At 74.9% G+C, this 15,446-nt stretch carries 16 protein-coding genes; 11 read left to right on the top strand and 5 right to left on the bottom strand.

From position 1 onward, the window contains the following. Positions 1 to 104: 104 nt before the first annotated feature. On the bottom strand, positions 105 to 1,061 hold the full coding sequence (locus tag L1785_RS14170) for a hypothetical protein (RefSeq protein ID WP_236089921.1): 957 nt from the start codon (positions 1,059 to 1,061) through the stop codon (positions 105 to 107). Between the two features lie 135 nt (positions 1,062 to 1,196). Here L1785_RS14170 and L1785_RS14165 point away from each other — a divergent pair, with 135 nt between their 5' ends. Continuing rightward, positions 1,197 to 2,156 carry a zinc-binding dehydrogenase gene (locus L1785_RS14165; RefSeq protein ID WP_236089920.1) on the top strand — a complete coding sequence of 320 codons (960 nt, stop codon included), beginning with the start codon at positions 1,197 to 1,199 and terminating at the stop codon, positions 2,154 to 2,156. Positions 2,157 to 2,241: 85 nt separating this feature from the next. On the opposite strand, the gene L1785_RS14160 is transcribed toward L1785_RS14165, so the two are convergent. Continuing rightward, positions 2,242 to 3,225: a helix-turn-helix transcriptional regulator gene (locus L1785_RS14160; RefSeq protein ID WP_236089919.1), complete on the bottom strand. Its 984-nt coding sequence runs from the start codon at positions 3,223 to 3,225 to the stop codon at positions 2,242 to 2,244. A 94-nt stretch (positions 3,226 to 3,319) separates the two neighbouring features. On the opposite strand from L1785_RS14160, the gene L1785_RS14155 reads away from it, so the two are divergent. The 3 genes from L1785_RS14155 to L1785_RS14145 all read left to right on the top strand — a co-directional run bounded on the left by L1785_RS14155 (position 3,320) and on the right by L1785_RS14145 (position 5,733). Further along, entirely contained in the window at positions 3,320 to 4,366 is a 1,047-nt protein-coding gene (locus L1785_RS14155; protein ID WP_236089918.1) for an ATP-binding cassette domain-containing protein, read from the top strand. Continuing rightward, the gene (locus L1785_RS14150; protein ID WP_236089917.1) at positions 4,363 to 5,190 is read left to right on the top strand and encodes an ABC transporter permease; all 828 of its coding nucleotides are present in this window, start codon (positions 4,363 to 4,365) and stop codon (positions 5,188 to 5,190) included. The genes L1785_RS14155 and L1785_RS14150 overlap by 4 nt, the downstream gene beginning before the upstream one ends. Before the next feature lie 126 nt (positions 5,191 to 5,316). Next, positions 5,317 to 5,733 carry a VOC family protein gene (locus tag L1785_RS14145; RefSeq protein ID WP_236089916.1) on the top strand — a complete coding sequence of 139 codons (417 nt, stop codon included), beginning with the start codon at positions 5,317 to 5,319 and terminating at the stop codon, positions 5,731 to 5,733. A gap of 25 nt (positions 5,734 to 5,758) precedes the next feature. Here L1785_RS14145 and L1785_RS14140 read toward each other — a convergent pair whose 3' ends face one another. Beyond that, positions 5,759 to 8,074 carry a restriction system modified-DNA reader domain-containing protein gene (locus L1785_RS14140; RefSeq protein WP_236089915.1) on the bottom strand — a complete coding sequence of 772 codons (2,316 nt, stop codon included), beginning with the start codon at positions 8,072 to 8,074 and terminating at the stop codon, positions 5,759 to 5,761. Between the two features lie 244 nt (positions 8,075 to 8,318). Between L1785_RS14140 and L1785_RS14135 the strand changes: the two genes are divergently transcribed. Continuing rightward, entirely contained in the window at positions 8,319 to 9,032 is a 714-nt protein-coding gene (locus tag L1785_RS14135; RefSeq protein WP_236089914.1) for a LysE family transporter, read from the top strand. Positions 9,033 to 9,134: 102 nt separating this feature from the next. On the opposite strand, the gene L1785_RS14130 is transcribed toward L1785_RS14135, so the two are convergent. After that, a complete protein-coding gene (locus tag L1785_RS14130; RefSeq protein ID WP_236089913.1) occupies positions 9,135 to 9,458 on the bottom strand; it encodes a thiamine-binding protein in 324 nt (107 codons plus the stop codon). A 30-nt stretch (positions 9,459 to 9,488) separates the two neighbouring features. On the opposite strand from L1785_RS14130, the gene cofD reads away from it, so the two are divergent. From cofD to L1785_RS14115, 3 genes are read left to right on the top strand one after another with little or no spacing between them, the layout of a single operon-like run. Beyond that, complete coding sequence (gene cofD / locus L1785_RS14125; RefSeq protein ID WP_236089912.1) at positions 9,489 to 10,415, top strand: 2-phospho-L-lactate transferase; 927 nt, start codon at positions 9,489 to 9,491, stop codon at positions 10,413 to 10,415. Further along, positions 10,412 to 11,149, top strand: a complete 738-nt coding sequence (locus tag L1785_RS14120; RefSeq protein WP_236089911.1) for a glycosyltransferase family protein — start codon at positions 10,412 to 10,414, stop codon at positions 11,147 to 11,149. Before cofD ends, L1785_RS14120 begins: the two co-directional genes overlap by 4 nt. A gap of 26 nt (positions 11,150 to 11,175) precedes the next feature. Continuing rightward, a complete protein-coding gene (locus tag L1785_RS14115) occupies positions 11,176 to 11,865 on the top strand; it encodes a nitroreductase family protein (RefSeq protein ID WP_236089910.1) in 690 nt (229 codons plus the stop codon). A 2-nt stretch (positions 11,866 to 11,867) separates the two neighbouring features. Here the strand turns inward: L1785_RS14115 and L1785_RS14110 are convergent, their stop codons facing one another. Beyond that, positions 11,868 to 12,851, bottom strand: a complete 984-nt coding sequence (locus L1785_RS14110; RefSeq protein ID WP_236089909.1) for an aldo/keto reductase — start codon at positions 12,849 to 12,851, stop codon at positions 11,868 to 11,870. Between the two features lie 91 nt (positions 12,852 to 12,942). Here L1785_RS14110 and pdxR point away from each other — a divergent pair, with 91 nt between their 5' ends. The 3 genes from pdxR (at position 12,943) to L1785_RS14095 (ending at position 15,419) form a co-directional block, all read left to right on the top strand. Continuing rightward, a complete protein-coding gene (gene pdxR / locus L1785_RS14105) occupies positions 12,943 to 14,505 on the top strand; it encodes a MocR-like pyridoxine biosynthesis transcription factor PdxR (protein WP_236089908.1) in 1,563 nt (520 codons plus the stop codon). Next, positions 14,502 to 14,639, top strand: coding sequence for a hypothetical protein (locus tag L1785_RS14100; protein WP_236089907.1), 138 nt, complete (start codon positions 14,502 to 14,504; stop codon positions 14,637 to 14,639). The genes pdxR and L1785_RS14100 overlap by 4 nt, the downstream gene beginning before the upstream one ends. Before the next feature lie 84 nt (positions 14,640 to 14,723). Beyond that, positions 14,724 to 15,419: an NADPH-dependent F420 reductase gene (locus L1785_RS14095; RefSeq protein ID WP_236089906.1), complete on the top strand. Its 696-nt coding sequence runs from the start codon at positions 14,724 to 14,726 to the stop codon at positions 15,417 to 15,419. The last annotated feature ends 27 nt before the right edge of the window (positions 15,420 to 15,446 follow it).

Here is a 15,446-nt window from a genome sequence, read left to right as displayed (position 1 = left end):
AACTGCGCCCCGCTCCAGCATTTGCCCTCGGGGGCCGGGCGTGAACCCCGGCGCGGCCCCCCCCCCCCCCCCCCGCACGCCCCGCCCCGCCGCTCCCGCTGGACCTAGGCGCTGAGGAGCAGCGCCTCGCGGCGCGCCGCGAGATCGGCGAGCAGCTTCTCGAGGCGGACCGCGCGCGCGCCGGTCGAAGCCCGCACCCGATCGACCGCGGCGGAGGCGTTCCTGACGCGGTTGCGCGCCTCGTCGATCCGGTGCATGACGGACCAGTCGCTGAAGATGTTGTCGAACCAGACGTCGAACGCCCCGGCCAGGGCGCCGACGTCGACGCCCCCGACGCCCTGGTGACCGAGGTCCCCGAGCTCGGTCGAGAGGCGTCGAAGCGCGCGGTCCGCGGTACGCATCCACTCGACCGCCTCGTCCATCTTGTCCCGCTTGGCCATATCGGCGAGGAAGCCGCCGCCGAACGTGTCGTAGGCCGCCCAGTTGCTCGCCGTGTCAAGGCACCCCAGGGCGCCGCGCAGCGTCCGGTCGGCCTCGGCCGCCGCGGCGACCACCTCGCGCACCTCGGTGAGCTCGGACCGCGCGGCACCGGTGCGGCGCGCGAGGTCGTCGAGCTCCGCGGCGCCGGGATGACCTCCCGCGACGACGGCACGCTCCTTCGCGTCGAGTGCGGCGGTGCGGCGGGCCCGGACGTCGCCGAGCGCCCCGATCGTCGCCCGCGCGGCGGCCAGCTCACCCTCCGCGGAGGCGAGCCGCGACTCCGCCAGCGCGACCGTGTACTCCGCCGCCCGCTGCTCGGCCCGCTCGGCCTCGAGCCGCTCGTCGCGGTTCCCGCGCAGCACCGCCCAGATGAGCGTGGGGCTGAAGCCGTCCAGCCGTTCGACGTCCTTCGCCTCGTCGGCGAGGGCGGCGCGGGCGCGGGAGAGGGTGGTCTGCGCGTCCGCGAGCGCCGCGGCGGCCCGGCCCGCCCGTTCGGTGAGCCGGCCGTGCTCCGCGGCCGCGTGCTCGGCCGCCTCGAGGTCGGCCTGCGCCAGGTCCAGTGCCATGTTCCCCGTCGACATGCCGCACACCCTAGGGCAGCCGGCCCGTTCCGCACCCTGTCTCCCCCTCCGCTGTGGGTACGGAATGTGCCGCCTCCCGACGTCGGGACCCGGCACTTTCCGTACCCACAGCGCTGTCGGTCGTAGATTGGGGCGGTGCTCGCCGCCTACGTCACCCGGTTCTCGCCCGACTCGCCCCTCGACGGCCTGGAGGTCGGGGACAGTCCCGAGCCGCAGGTCCGTGAACACTGGTCCACCGTGGAGGTGCGCGCCGCGGGCCTGAACCACCACGACGTGTGGTCGCTCAAGGGAGTGGGCCTGCGCGAAGAGCAGCTCCCGATGATCCTCGGGACGGACGCCGCGGGCGTGGCGCCGGACGGCACCGAGGTCGTGGTGCACAGCGTCATCGGCGCGGACGGCCACGGCGTCGGGCCGCGCGAGAAGCGGTCCCTGCTCTCCGAGAAGTACCCCGGCACGCTGGCCGAGCGGGTCGCCGTGCCCACCGCGAACCTCGTGCCGAAGCCGTCGGAGCTGTCCTTCGAGGACGCCGCCTGCCTACCCACGGCATGGCTCACGGCCTACCGCATGCTCTTCGTCGCGGCAGGGCTCGCGCCCGGTGACCGCGTGCTCGTCCAGGGCGCGGGCGGCGGCGTCGCCTCGGCGGCGATCACGCTGGGCGCGGCCGCTGGGCTCGAGGTGACCGCCACGTCGCGGTCGGCGGAGAAGCGCGAGCGGGCGCTGGCGCTCGGCGCGGTGCACGCGATCGAGCCGGGGGCGCGCGTGCCGGCCCGGGTCGACGCCGTCGTGGAGTCGGTCGGCCAGGCCACCTGGGCGCACTCGGTGCGCTCGGTCCGGCCTGGCGGCACGATCGCGGTGTGCGGGGCGACGTCGGGCGACGCGCCGCCGGCCGAGCTCACGCGCGTCTTCTTCCAGGAGCTCGTCGTCCGCGGAGTGACCATGGGCTCGCGTGAGGACCTCGGCGCGCTCCTCAACTTCCTCGTGCGCACGGGCGTCCGCCCCACGATCGACGCGACGGTCCCGCTGGCGCGCGTGGGCGAGGGCCTGCGCAGGCTGGAGCACGGCAACCAGTTCGGCAAGGTCGTCGTCACCCTCTGACGCGACTGACCGACCACCTCGGCGTGATCGATCCGCAGAGGTAGTCACTTCGTCCGACAGTCCCTCTACCTCGGCAGTGCCGGTTCTACCTCGCGGCCGCCGAGTAGCGGGTCGCCAGCTCACGGACGGCGTCGGCCAGCTCCGGCGGGCCCACCACGTCGAACGGGACGTCGAAGACCCCGAGGAGCCCCGCGAGCCCGCCCCAGGACCACGAGCCGAGGACGACGCGGCACCGGGGCGACCCGTCGACGTCGGGCAGCGGCTCGCACACGCCCCAGTTGCCCACCCAGGGCGCCATCACGTCGGCGCGGGCGTGCAGCACCGCCTCGCCGCGGGCGGGCGAGTACGCGCGGGACAGGCCCTCGGCCACGTAGGCGGCGACGTCGCCGCCGGGCACCTCGCGCCGGACGAACCGCGGCCCGCTGCCGGTCCGCAGCGTGAGGCGGTCGACGCGGAAGGTGCGCCAGTCGTCGCGGTCGAGGTCGAACGCGACGAGGTACCAGCGGCCGTCGGACGTCACGAGGTGGTGCGGCTCCGCCCGGCGCGGCGGGACGAAGGCGTCCGGTCCGGCTCCGACGGGCTCGGAGGACCCGCCCTCGTAGTCGAAGCGCACGACCTCTCCGGCCCGGATCGCGGTGCCCAGGGCGAGCAGCGTGTCGGCGGCCACCGGCCCGGACCTCCCCTCCCGCCGCGCCACGGCGGTCACCTCGAGCGCGTCGAGCCGCACGCGGAGCCGGGCGGGCATGACCTGGCGGATCGTCGCCAGCGCCCGCACCGCGGCCTCGTCGGTGCCGGGCGCCTGCGCGGTCTGCAGGGCGATGGCGACCGCGACGGCCTGCTCGTCGTCGAACAGCAGGGGCGGAAGGTCCGCACCCGCGGCGAGCCGGTAGCCGCCGTCGGGCCCCTTGCTGGCGTTGACGGGGTAGCCGAGCTCGCGCAGACGGTCGACGTCGCGGCGCACGGTGCGCGCGCTGACGCCGAGCCGGTCCGCCAGGAGCGCGCCCGGCCAGTCCCGCCGCGCCTGGAGGAGCGACAGGAGCGTGAGCAGGCGTCCGGAAGTCTCGAGCATGAACTCACTTTCGCACGGAACAGAGGACAGAACCTGTCCGCTACTCCCGGCAGTGTGGGTCACGACACACCGACCCCGAACGTTGGAGGACCCCGTGATCCGCACCCGAGGACTCACCAAGGACTTCGTGGTGAGCCGCACCGAGACCGTGCACGCCGTGCGCGGCATCTCGCTCGACGTCGAGCCGGGCGAGCTCGTGGCCGTCCTCGGCCCGAACGGCGCCGGCAAGACCACGACGCTGCGCATGCTCACCACGCTCATCCCGCCCACGGCAGGCACGGCCGAGGTCGCCGGGCACGACGTCGTCGCGCACCCCGACCGCGTCCGCTCCGCCATCGGCTACGTGGGCCAGGGCGGCGCCGCGGGCGCCAGCCAGCGTGTCCGCGACGAGGTGATGACGCAGGGCGAGATCGACGGCCTCGACCGCCGCACCGCGCGGCGCCGGGCGGACGAGCTGCTCGAGGTCCTCGACCTCGCCGACCAGGCCGGCCGCAAGGTCGAGAGCCTGTCCGGCGGGCAGCGCCGCCGGCTCGACGTCGCGATGGGCCTGGTCCACACCCCGCCGCTGCTGATCCTCGACGAGCCGTCCACCGGGCTGGACCCGCACAACCGGGCCAACCTGTGGGACCACATCCTGCGGATGCGGACCGCTTCCCGCGAGCCCATGACGATCGTCCTCACCACCCACTACCTCGACGAGGCGGACACGTTCGCCGAGCGGGTCGTCGTCGTCGACCACGGCCAGGTCATCGCGGACGACACGGCCGACGCCCTGAAGGCCGAGCTGGCCGGCGACCGGGTCGCGCTGCGCGTCGCCCCCGGAGACGCGGGCAAGCTCGCGACGCTGGCCGAGCGTGCGCCCGGCACTCGTTCGGTCGCGATCGACGGCGACCGGGTCGAGGTCCGCACCGCGGACGGCCCGGGCGCCACGCCGGGGCTCCTGCGGGCCGCCGACGCCGCAGGCCTGGCCGTGACACGCGTCGACGTCACGCGCCCCACCCTCGACGACGTGTTCCTGTCGCTCACCGGGCGCAGCCTCCGCGAGACCGCGGTCGCCACCGCGCCGGACCTGTCCGACGACGAACCGGCCGGCACCCCGACCGCCCCCGCCACCTCGACCCGCAAGGAGGTCCTGGCATGACCACCGCGACCCTGAACCCCGGCGCCGCCGCCACGGCCGCGCCCGGCACGCACACCCGTGCCCGTCGCAGCTTCTGGCGCGACACCCGGCTCGTGCTCGTCCGCGAGCTGCGACCCGTCGTCCACGACCCGTTCTCGCTGGTGTTCGGCCTGATCCAGCCGCTCGTCTTCCTCGGCCTGTTCGGCCCGCTGCTCGCCGGCTCGGCCGGCGGCACGCTGGGCGGCGACGTCTGGCTCTGGTTCGTCCCGGCGGTCCTGGCGATGACCCTGCTCTTCGGCTCGTCGGTCACCGGGTCCAACCTCCAGGTCGACCTGTCCTCGGGCGTGCACGAGCGGATGCTCGTCACCCCGCTGTCCCGCCCGGCGCTCCTGGTGGGCCGCGCGCTGAAGGAGGTCGTGCCCGTGGTCGTGCAGGCCGCGGTGGTGGTCCTCGTGATGCTGCCGTTCGGCCTGCGCCCGGACCCGGTGGGCGTGATCGTGACGCTCGCCCAGCTCGCGGTCCTCGGCATCGGCGTGGGATCCCTGTCCTACGCGCTGGCGCTGGCCGTGCGGAAGCAGGAGTGGATGTTCTGGGTGGTGCAGCAGACGGTGCTGTTCCCGGTGATGCTCCTGTCCGGGATGCTGCTGCCGCTGGAGACCGGCCCGGCGTGGATGCGCGTCGCGTCGTACGCGAACCCGCTGCGCTTCGTCGTCGACTCCAGTCGCGCTGCCTTCGCCGGCGACGTCGCCTCCGCCGCCGTCGCCTGGGGGTGGCTGGCCGCCGCGGCGACAGCGGCCCTGGGCCTGGTGGTCGGGATCCGCGCGATGGTCCGTTCGGCGGACTGAGCCGGCGCTCCAACCGGACCGGTCGCCTCCCGGCGACCGGTCCGGTCTTTGTCGTCGCCACGATCCACACGCGACCGGTCAGGAATCGAGAAGCGAGACGTTGCCCTGGCTCGTAGCGTGAAACGCATGGACATCAAGCTTTCACAGTGCTTCATCGCCGTCGACGACCACGACAAGGCGCTCGCCTTCTACCGGGACATTCTCGGCCTGGAGGTGCGGGGCGACGTCGGGTTCGAGGACATGCGCTGGGTGACGCTCGGCTCGCCGTCGCAACCCGACGTGGACATCGTCCTCGAACCGCCCCTCGCGGACCCGAACGCCTCGCCTGCCGACAGGGCGGCCATGGCGGACCTGCTGGCGAAGGGCATGCTGCGCGCGGTCATCTTCAGCACCGACGACTGCGACGCCACCTTCGAGCACATCCGCGCCGCAGGCGCCGACGTGCTGCAGGAGCCGGTCGACCAGCCGTACGGCGTCCGTGACTGCGCCTTCCGCGATCCCTCCGGCAACATGGTGCGCTTCCACCAGCCCCGCAAGCGCTGAGGTCGAGGCCTCAGCGCCTCACGCCTCAGGAGAAGCGCATCCGGAACGCGTCGGTCAGCGTCGGGCCGGTGTCGCCCAGGCGCCACACGCTCCAGCCGTCCGCGGTGTACGAGCCCGACGCCGCGGTCGCCGCCGAGTCCGGGTGCCGGTACCGGCTGCCGTCCGCCAGCTCGATCGCGCCGTCCGGGTGCAGCAGGCCCTCGTAGTGCTGGTTGCGCCGAGGGCGGGACCAGACGATCCGGGTCGGCTCACCGATGCTGCGGGCGAGCGCCGCGAGGTCCGGGTCGTCCTCGTCCTCGAACAGCATCGGCGTACCCGTGCGGATGTCCGACGGGACCGGCACTGCCGGCGTCTCGTCGTACGCAGGCGGTGCGGCGTCGTACCCCGCACCGACATAGCCCTGGTCCCACTGGCGGTCGTCGGCCCCGGCACCGGCAGCGGGGGCGGCCGGGGCGTAGGGCGGCTCGAAGGGCGCGGACGGCGGCGGCGCGTAGCCGCCGTACTCCGCCGCGTAGCGGGTCTGCTCCCCCGCATACCCGGACGGCTCCGCGACGTAGCCGGTCTGCTCGCCGTACCCGCCGGCCGCGGCGGGGACCGGCTCGTAGCCGGCCCCGTCGTAAGACTGCTGGGCGGCGCCGTACGGGGCGTCGGCCGTGTAGCCCGACGAGGAGTAGGAGTCGTTCGCAGGCACCGAGTCGTAGGTCGGCACGTAGGCCGCGGGCGCGTCGTACCCCGGCGACGTCGCGTACGTCGGCGGCTCGTACTCGGGCGCGCCGAACGTCGACTCCACGTCGAACGGCTGGGTGCCGTACTCGACCGGGTTGTCGTCGGCGGCTGCCTGCGGCGCGCCGTACGCGGCGGGTGCGCCGTACGACGGCTCGAACGACGTCGGCTCGTACACGGGCGTCTCGCGGGTCGGCGGCCCGTCGTACGACGGCGGCTGCCAGAGGCCCGCCGCGGGCTCGGCGGGTACCGGCGCCGGCGGGACGGGCGACGGGGCAGGCGGCGGCGGGACCGGCGTGTGCCCGGACCTCGGCGCGGCTTCGCCGTCGACCTGGCCGTTGAAGCGGTCCGAGCGGGACCGGCGGCGCACCGGCGCCGGGTCGGCTGCCTGCGAGGCCTCGTGCCCGGCGGCCACGTAGGGCGCCGACTCATAAGCGCCCAGGGGCGGCTGCACGGGCGGCGCCGCGACGGCGGGGATGGACTCGCTGACCTCGGAGCGGCGCGTCGAGAGCGCCGGCCGCGCGGGCGACGCGTCCGACGTCCGGGCGCTCGCGCGAGACGGGGGCGGGACCGGGGCGGCCGGGACCGGAGCCGGCGGGAGCGGTGCCACCGCGACCGGCGCGGCCGGAACCGGAGCCGGCGGGACAGCGGGGGCAGCCTCGGCCGCCTGGGCGGCGGCGAGCGCACGCCGGCTCGCCCGGGTGCCACCGGCAGGCCGGGCCGACGCGGGCGCGGCGGGCCCCGGGCCCGGCTCGGCGGCGGCCTTGCCCTGCGCGAGACGCGCCCGAAGGCTCGCGACCGACGGCGCCGGGTCGACCGGAGCCGGGCCGGCGGCGACCGGCGTACGGGGGGTGCGCTCCGCCGTCGTGCTCCGCGGCTGCGGCGCCTGGGCGACCACCGGCATCTTTCCGGTCAGCGCGTAGCCGACCTTGACGCCCTCGGCGAAGGCGTCCTCCGCCGGGACCTTCGCCCCGGCCGGCCGGGGCGCCGCGACCTGCGGGGCGACCTTCTTCTTCGGCATCGGCAGGGCCGGGGGCAGATGGATGACGAGGGGCGAGACGTCGAGGAACCGGCGGCCGTCGGCGGAGTGCACGACGCCCATCTTCAGCACCTCGACCGGCATCGACGGCTGGCGCAGGAACTCGACCGCGTTGAGGATCTCCTCGGGCGCGTTCTGGCAGATGATGATGAGGCGCGCGCTGCCGCTCTTGCTCTGCTGCGAGCGGGTGACGGGGACGCTGTCGTAGAACGCCGCGACGTCGTGCGCGAAGGCCTGCGAGCCCCCGTGGTACCGGGCGGCGAGCTCGGTGCGGGTCAGCCGGCCGGCCGCGCCCGCGTGGTCGAGAGCCTTGGTCAGGTTGTCGCGGTCGAGGTCGCCGACGAGCTCCACGACCACCGGCGAGCCCGCCGCGTCGAGGGCCAGGAGGTGCGGCTCGTCCGGGCTCGTGCCCTGCACGATCGGGAAGACCTGCTCCCCGAGGAGCCCGTCGATGTGCGACTCGACGACCTGGTGCGCGCTGGTGTGGACGCCGGGCTCACGGCCACCGGATCCGCCCGCGCCACCACGCGCGGACTGCACGAGGAGGGGCCGTGTGGCATCGACCTCGAACAGTGGCATATGGGGAGCTCCCGGGGTCCGGACCCGTAGCCCCCGTGGCCACGGTCCGGCATAGCCTACCGGGCGCCTTCCGCGTGTCCTGAAACGCCGCCCACCGGGTGAAACGTGAAACGAGTCGCCCTGGCGCGTCCCCTATCCTGGACGGCATGTCCCGTCCTCCCGCTCCTGCCTCGTTCCGCCGGCGTCACGTCGCGGGCCGACAGCAGCAGCGCGTCCAGGGAGGGTCTGACCTGGCCGTTCGCTGATGGGCGCCGCGCTCGTGGCCGGCGTCGTCGCCGGCTACGCGGTCGCTCTCCCGGTCGGGGCCGTCGCGACGTACCTCGTGGGTCTGGCCGCCCGGCACCCGTGGCGTGTGGGTGCCGCCGGGGCGCTGGGCATCGCGACCGTCGACGGCGTCTACGCCCTCCTCGCCGGCCTCTTCGGCGCGGCCGTCACCCGGCTCGTGGAGCCCGTCGCCGTCCCGCTGCGGATCACCTCCGCGGTGGTGCTCGTCGTCCTCGCCGCGCGCGGCGCTCTCGCCGCGTGGCGGGCTCGCCCATCGGTTCGGCAGTCTGTCGTCGATTCGGCAGCTCGAGGTGCCGACCCGACGACAACGGACCGAACCGAAGTGCGCAGCTCCCTCACCGCGCGGCGGGCTTTCGCCCGCTTCGTCGCCGTCACGGCGGTCAACCCGGCCACGGTCCTGTTCTTCGCGGTCGTCGTCGCCGGCGGCACCCTGCTGCCCGACGCCGGTGGGCCGGGTTCCGCCCCTGCCTCACCCGGGCTCGGGCTGCTCGGGGCGGCTTTGTTCGGAGCGGGCGCCTGGGTCGCTTCGGCGTCGTGGCAGCTCGTGCTCGCGCTCGGCGGGACGCTGCTCGGCAGGGTGCTGTCCGGCCCGCGCGGGCGGCTCGCGACGGCTCTGGCGTCGGCGACGCTGATGGTGGCGCTGGCCGGCGTGATGCTGCTCGGTGCGAGTTGAGTGGCCGGGGCGACGTGATCGGTAGTTCGTCGGATGATCGGCAGCCCGGGTTGCCGATCATCTGGCGAACTGCCGATCAACCGAAAGGTTTGGGGTATCGGCTCAGGAGTGGCCCGTCTCCTCCTCGTCCGCCGAGAGCCGCTCCTCCACGCGGGCGATCTTGCCGTGGAGCTCGCCCGTGCGACCGTCGGGCCGGATGTCCGCCTTGATCACGAGGGAGGTGCGATACCCCGCCCGGACGATGGTGTCGGTGGCCCGCTGGATCACCGGCATCACCTCGTCCCAGGAGCCCTCGATCTCGGTGAACATCGACGTCGTGCGGTTCGGCAGGCCCGACTCGCGGACGATGCGGACCGCCTCGGCGACCTGGTCGGCGACGGACTCGCCGGCGGTCATGGGGGCGACGGAGAACGCGAAGACAGCCATGTGCCCCATCGTGGCACGTAGGCTCGTCGCGTGACACGAGTGACCCTTCTCGCCGGGGGCGTCGGCGGTGCGCGGCTCGCGCACGGCCTCGACCTCGCGCTCGGCCCCGACGACCTCACGGTGGTCGTCAACGTGGGCGACGACACCACCCTGCACGGCCTCGAGATCTCGCCCGACCTCGACACCGTCGTCTACACGCTCGCGGGCCTGAACGACGAGGACCGGGGCTGGGGCCTGCGCGGGGAGACCTACGCGACCCTCCAGCAGATGGGCCGGCTCGGCGAGGACACCTGGTTCACGCTGGGCGACAAGGACCTCGCGACGCACGTGGTCCGTACGGCCCGGCTGCGCGCCGGCACGCCCCTGTCCGAGGTGACGGCGCAGATCGCGGCCTCGCTCGGGGTGCGGCCCCGCATCATCCCCGTCACGGACGACCACCTCGCCACCTTCGTCGACACCCCGTCGGGGCGGCTCGGCTTCCAGGAGTACTTCGTCGGGCGGCAGCACGCCGACGCGGTGCTCGGCCTGCACTTCGAGGGCGCCGACGACGCACGGCCCGCGCCCGGTGTTCTCGACGCGCTGACCGGCGCGGACCTCGTCGTCGTCGCGCCGTCGAACCCGTTCCTGTCGGTCGAGCCGCTGCTCGCCGTGCCGGGCGTCCGGGATGCGCTCGCGTCCACCAGGGCGCGTCGGGTCGCGGTGAGCCCGATCGTCGGCGGGCAGGCCATCAAGGGGCCGGCCGCGCAGATCCTGGAGTCGCTCGGGCACGAGGTGTCCGCGCTCGGCGTGGCGCGGCTCTACACCGGCCTCGTCGACGTGCTCTGCCTCGACCGCGTCGACTCCCTCCTGGCACCCGCGATCGCGGACCTCGGCCTCGACGTGCTGGTCACCGACACGATCATGGGCGGCGCGGAGGGCCGCGAGCGCCTCGCCCGCGAGCTCCTGGCCCTCGCGTGAGCGCTGCCGGGCGGGTCGTCGCCGTCGTGCCGCTGCGCGACGGGGTGTCCGGGAAGTCACGGCTGGCGGCGGTGCTCGACCCTGCCGCGCGGCGGCGGCTCGTCACCGTGCTCGCACGGCACGTCGTGGCCGCGGTGCTCGCGGTCGACGCGGTCGAGCGGGTCGTGGTGGTGACGGCCGACCCCGCGTTCGTGCGGGAGGCTCTCGCGGGGCTCGACCTGCACGATCGGCTCGACATCCTCGAGCAGCCGGCCGACCGGCCGGGGCTCAACGCCGGCCTCGACGTCGCGCGGGAGTACGTCCTCGGTGCGGCACCGCGGCTTCTCGTGGCCCACGCGGACCTCCCGGCGCTCACGCCGCAGGACGTCACCGTGCTCCTCACGCTGGACGCGGACGTCGTGATCGCGACGGACCGGGTCGGCGCGGGCACCAACCTCCTGCTGCTCCCCCTGCACCCCGGTCTGCCCGACGCCGGTCGCTCCCCCGGCAGCACCACGTCCCCTGCGGCGGGGCGCGAGCCGGGCGACGGCGGGTTCCGGTTCCACTTCGGCCTGGGCAGCCGGGCCGCGCACGAGGCGGAGGCCGCGCGCCTGGGTCTGCGCTCGGTCACCGTGCACGGCCTGGGCACGGCGGTCGACCTCGACACGACCGACGACTGGGGTGAGCTGCCGGGAGAGGTGCGCTCCGCCGTCGGGCAGCACGTGCCCGGGCTTCCGGGAATCGAGACAGGCTGACGCCGCCTGCAGGGCAGGATGGGCGGATGGAGTTCCAGGAGGTCGTCCGCAGGCGCCGTATGCACCGCCGGTTCAGCGCCGCACCGGTCCCGCCCGAGGCCGTGGACCGCATGGTCCGCAACGCCGTCCGGGCGCCCAGCGCCGGGTTCTCGCAGGGCTGGGCGTTCCTCGTCCTCGAGGAGCCCGACGACCGGGCCGCCTTCTGGACGGCCGCCTCGCCCGCGGCGGCCGTCGCCCCGGGCGAGACGGGCGAGCGACCGGCGTCGTCCGCCGACGGGACGACGACGGACGACTCTCCTCGGCGCAGCCACCGCGACATGTCGTCGTGGCTGGCAGGGATGGCGACCGCGCCGGTCGTGATCCTCGCGCTCGCGTCGAAGGCCGCGTACCTGCGGCGGTACGCCGAGGGCGACAAGGGCTGGACCGACCAGGACGAGAGCCGCTGGCCCGTGCCGTTCTGGCACGTCGACGCGGGCATGGCATCGCTGCTCATCCTCCAGACCGCCGTCGACGAGGGGCTCGGCGCCTGCTTCTTCGGCGTCCCGCCCACCGAGGTGCCCGCGGTCCGCGCGGCCTTCGCGATCCCCGGCGAGTACGAGATCACGGGCGTGATCGCCGTCGGGCACCCTCTCGAGGGTGGCGCCGCCGGCTCACCCACGCGGCGGGCGCGCAAGCCGCTCGACGAGGTGGTGCACCGGGGCCGCTTCGGCTCGTAGCCTCAGGCTGCGTCCAGGCGCGCCCGCACCTCCTCGTCGAGCACGAGGTCCGCCGCGCCCAGGGTCTCGTCGAGCTGCGCCACCGAGCTCGCCCCCACCACGGGGATCACCGGCACCTCGCCCCCGAGGAGCCACGCCAGCACCACCTGGTTGGGCGTGGCGCCGATCTCGGCCGCGACCGCGTTCAGCACGCGCACCCGCTCGAACGACCCGGCGTGGTCGGCGCCGTCCCGGAGCTGCTTCTCCGGGCGGGTGTAGGCGCCCTGCTGCAGCGGCGAGTACGCCATCACGGTGAGGCCCGGCCGCCCGTCCACGCCGGTGGACGCGGCGTAGTCGAGCAGCTCCGGCGTCCCCCAGTTCGTACGGGTCGGCTGCGGCCGCGGGTAGACGTAGCTGACCGCCTGCTGCACCGCGCCGTACGGGGCCACGCCGAGCCGCGCCTGCACCTCCCGCGCCTCGACGACGCGCCACAGCGCCACGTTCGAGATGCCGGGGATGCCGACCACGCCCTCGTCCACGAGCTTGCCGAACGCGCCGACGGTCTCCTCGAGCGGCGTCTCGCGGTCGTCGACGTGGCCGTACAGCACGTCGATCCGGTCGGTGCCCAGGTGGCGCAGGCTCTCGTGCGCCTCGCGCTCGATCACCTCGGCCGACAGGCCCTGGTAGTTCGTCGGCGGGGTGTTCGACAGCGGCAGGGCCGGGTCCTTCTTGGCCGCGCCCAGCTTGGTGGCGATGCGCAGCTCGTCGCGCACACCGCGGCTCGCGAGCCAGCGCCCCAGGACGTCCTCGGAGTCACGCCCGTAGCCGCCCACCCAGGCGTTGTAGTTGTTGGCGGTGTCGAGGAACGTCCCTCCGGCCTCGACGAACCGGTCGAGGATCGCGAACGACGTCTCCTCGTCCGTCCGCGTGCCCATGAACATGGTGCCGAGGCACAGGGTCGACACCTCGAACGAGGTGTGCCCGTTGTCCAGCGTCCGGAACTGCATGGATCGATCTCCTTCGCGTGTCACGCGGGCCTGCCCCGCGCCGTCTCCTCAACGCTAGGGAAGGATCGGTCTGGTAGTACGGTCCAATGCCATGAGCACGGACCAGACCAATTCGGGGACGGCGCCTGCCGCACCCGCCGGCAAGGCCGGTCCCGGCACGGCGGGTCCCGGCACGGCCGGTCCCGGCACGGCGAGCGAGGTGCTGCTCGCCCTCGCGCCCGGGCCCGGGTCGCTCCGGAACCGGCTCGAGCGCGGCATCTTCGGCGCCGTCGGCTCGGGCCGCCTCGCCCCCGGCACGGCCCTGCCCCCGAGCCGTGACCTCGCCGAGCTGCTCGGCATCTCCCGCTGGGTCGTCACCGAGACCTACGGGCACCTCGTCGCCAAGGGCTTCCTCGAGGCGCGCACCGGCTCCGCCACCCGCGTCTCCGCGACCGCGCTCGCCGGCCCGCCGCCTGAGCCGGCCAGCGCAGGGCGGCCGGAGGTGCGCCCGGGCGTGCGACCGGCGTCGGGCGAACGGCTCGGGCCGGCGGGCAACGCCCCGCGCCAGCCGTACGACCTCGCACCCGGCGTGCCCGACCTGCGCCACGTGCCCCGCGAGGCCTGGCTGCGCGCGGCGCGTGAAGCGCTGGCCGAGGCCGCGAACGACGACCTCGCGACCCAGCCGCCGGGCGGGCACCCGGCGGCACGCGCCGCCGTCGCCACGCACCTGCGCCGGGCACGCGCGGTGGCCGGGCCCGACGATGCCGTGCTGCTCACCCGTGGCGCGAGCGACGGGATGTCCCGGATCGCGGCCGCGCTGGCCCGCGCCGGGCACACGCACCTTCTCGTGGAGGACCCCAGCTGGCCGGCGCTCCGCGACGTGGCGGCCACCGCCGGGCTCACGCCGGTCCCGGTGCCGGTGGACGACGACGGCGTCGACGTCGCCGCCCTCGTCTCCGCGTCGGCGCGGACCGGGGCGCGGGCGGCGCTGCTCACGCCGGCGCACCAGTTCCCCACGGGGTCCGCCCTGTCCGAGGACCGCCGCAGGGCCGTGCTCGAGTGGGCGCGCGACGTGGACGGGATCGTCGTCGAGGACGACTACGACGCGGAGTTCCGCTACGACCGCCGGCCGGTCGCCGCCCTGCAGGGCCTCGACCCGGAGCGGGTCCTCCTGCTCGGATCCGTGAGCAAGACGCTCTCGCCCGCGTTCGGGATCGGCTGGGCGGTCGTCCCCGACCGGTGGCGCGCGGCTGTCGCCGCGGCAGGCGGCCCGACGCCGGGCCCCTCCACCCTCGACCAGCTCGCCTTCGCGCGGTTCGTCTCCAGCGGCGCGTACGGCCGGCACCTGCGCGCCGCCCGGAGCCGGTACAAGCGCCGGCGCGCTGCCCTGCTCGCCGCGCTCTCCCGCGAGCTGCCGCACGCGGACGTGCGCGGGATCGCCGCCGGGATGCACGCGCTGGTCGACCTCGCGGGGATCCCCGGACCCGACGCCGCGGACGTGACCCGCGAGGCCGCCGCCCTCGGCGTCGCGGTGGCGGACCTGCGCCGGTACCTCGTCTCACCGCCGGCGCGGTCGACCGTGCTCGTCGTGGGATACGGGAACCTGGCCGATCCCCGCGTCGGGGAGGCGGTACGACGCCTCGCGGAGGCGGTGCGCGCCGTGGCGGCACCGTGAACCGGGTGCCGGTGGGCGGGCAGATCCTGGTGCCGGCCCTGGTGCCGCACAAGTTCCAGACCCTCACGGACGACATCTACGAGGCGATCCACATCCACGCGAACGACCGCTTCGTCACGGAGTGGCTGGAGTAGCCCGACGGCCCCCGCGCGGGATGACGGTCGTCACATGTCGCGATTCGCCGGAATGCGACGTCACGACCGACCGTTGGCTCGTGCATGAGCGTCATCGGGTTGATCGGAAGCGGCAACATCGGCAGCGCGATCGCGCGCCTGGCGGTCTCGGCGGGACATCAGGTCGTCCTGAGCAACCGGCGCGGGCCGGACACGCTGGCCGACCTGGTCGCGGAGCTGGGGCCGAACGCGCGGGCTGCCACCCCGGCCGAGGCGGCAGCCGCCGGCGACATCGTGGTGGTGACCATACCGCTGCACGCCTACAAGACCGTCCCGGTCGAGGCGCTGCGCGGCAAGGTCGTGATCGACACCAACAACTACTACCCGCAGCGCGACGGGCAGATCCAGGAGCTCGACGACGAGAACACGACTGTCAGCGAGCTGCTCCAGGCGCACCTGCCGGAGTCGCGCGTGGTGAAGGGCTTCAACAACATCTACGCCGGGCACCTCGGCGAGCTGGCGCGCCCGAGCGGCGACCCTGAGCGTTCGGTCCTCGCCGTCGCCGGGGACGACGAGAAGGCGAAGGCAGCCGTCGCCGAGCTCCTCGACTCGATCGGCTACGACGCCCACGATGCGGGACCGCTCGCGGAAGGCTGGCGCTACCAGGCCGGCACGCCGGCCTACTCGGTGTTCTTCGAGACCGTGCCGACCAGCTTCGACGACATGGGCCCCGGCCGGCAGGTCATCGCGGCGCTGCTGGACGAGCGGCTGAAGGCCGCGCAGCGCCGGCGGGACCTGTAGCGCCGCGGCCCGGACGCCGTCTGCCCG

It is taken from the genome of Antribacter soli (assembly GCF_021568775.1).
GTDB lineage: Bacteria > Actinomycetota > Actinomycetes > Actinomycetales > Cellulomonadaceae > Antribacter > Antribacter soli.
This window is presented reverse-complemented; position numbering and strand designations above follow the sequence as displayed.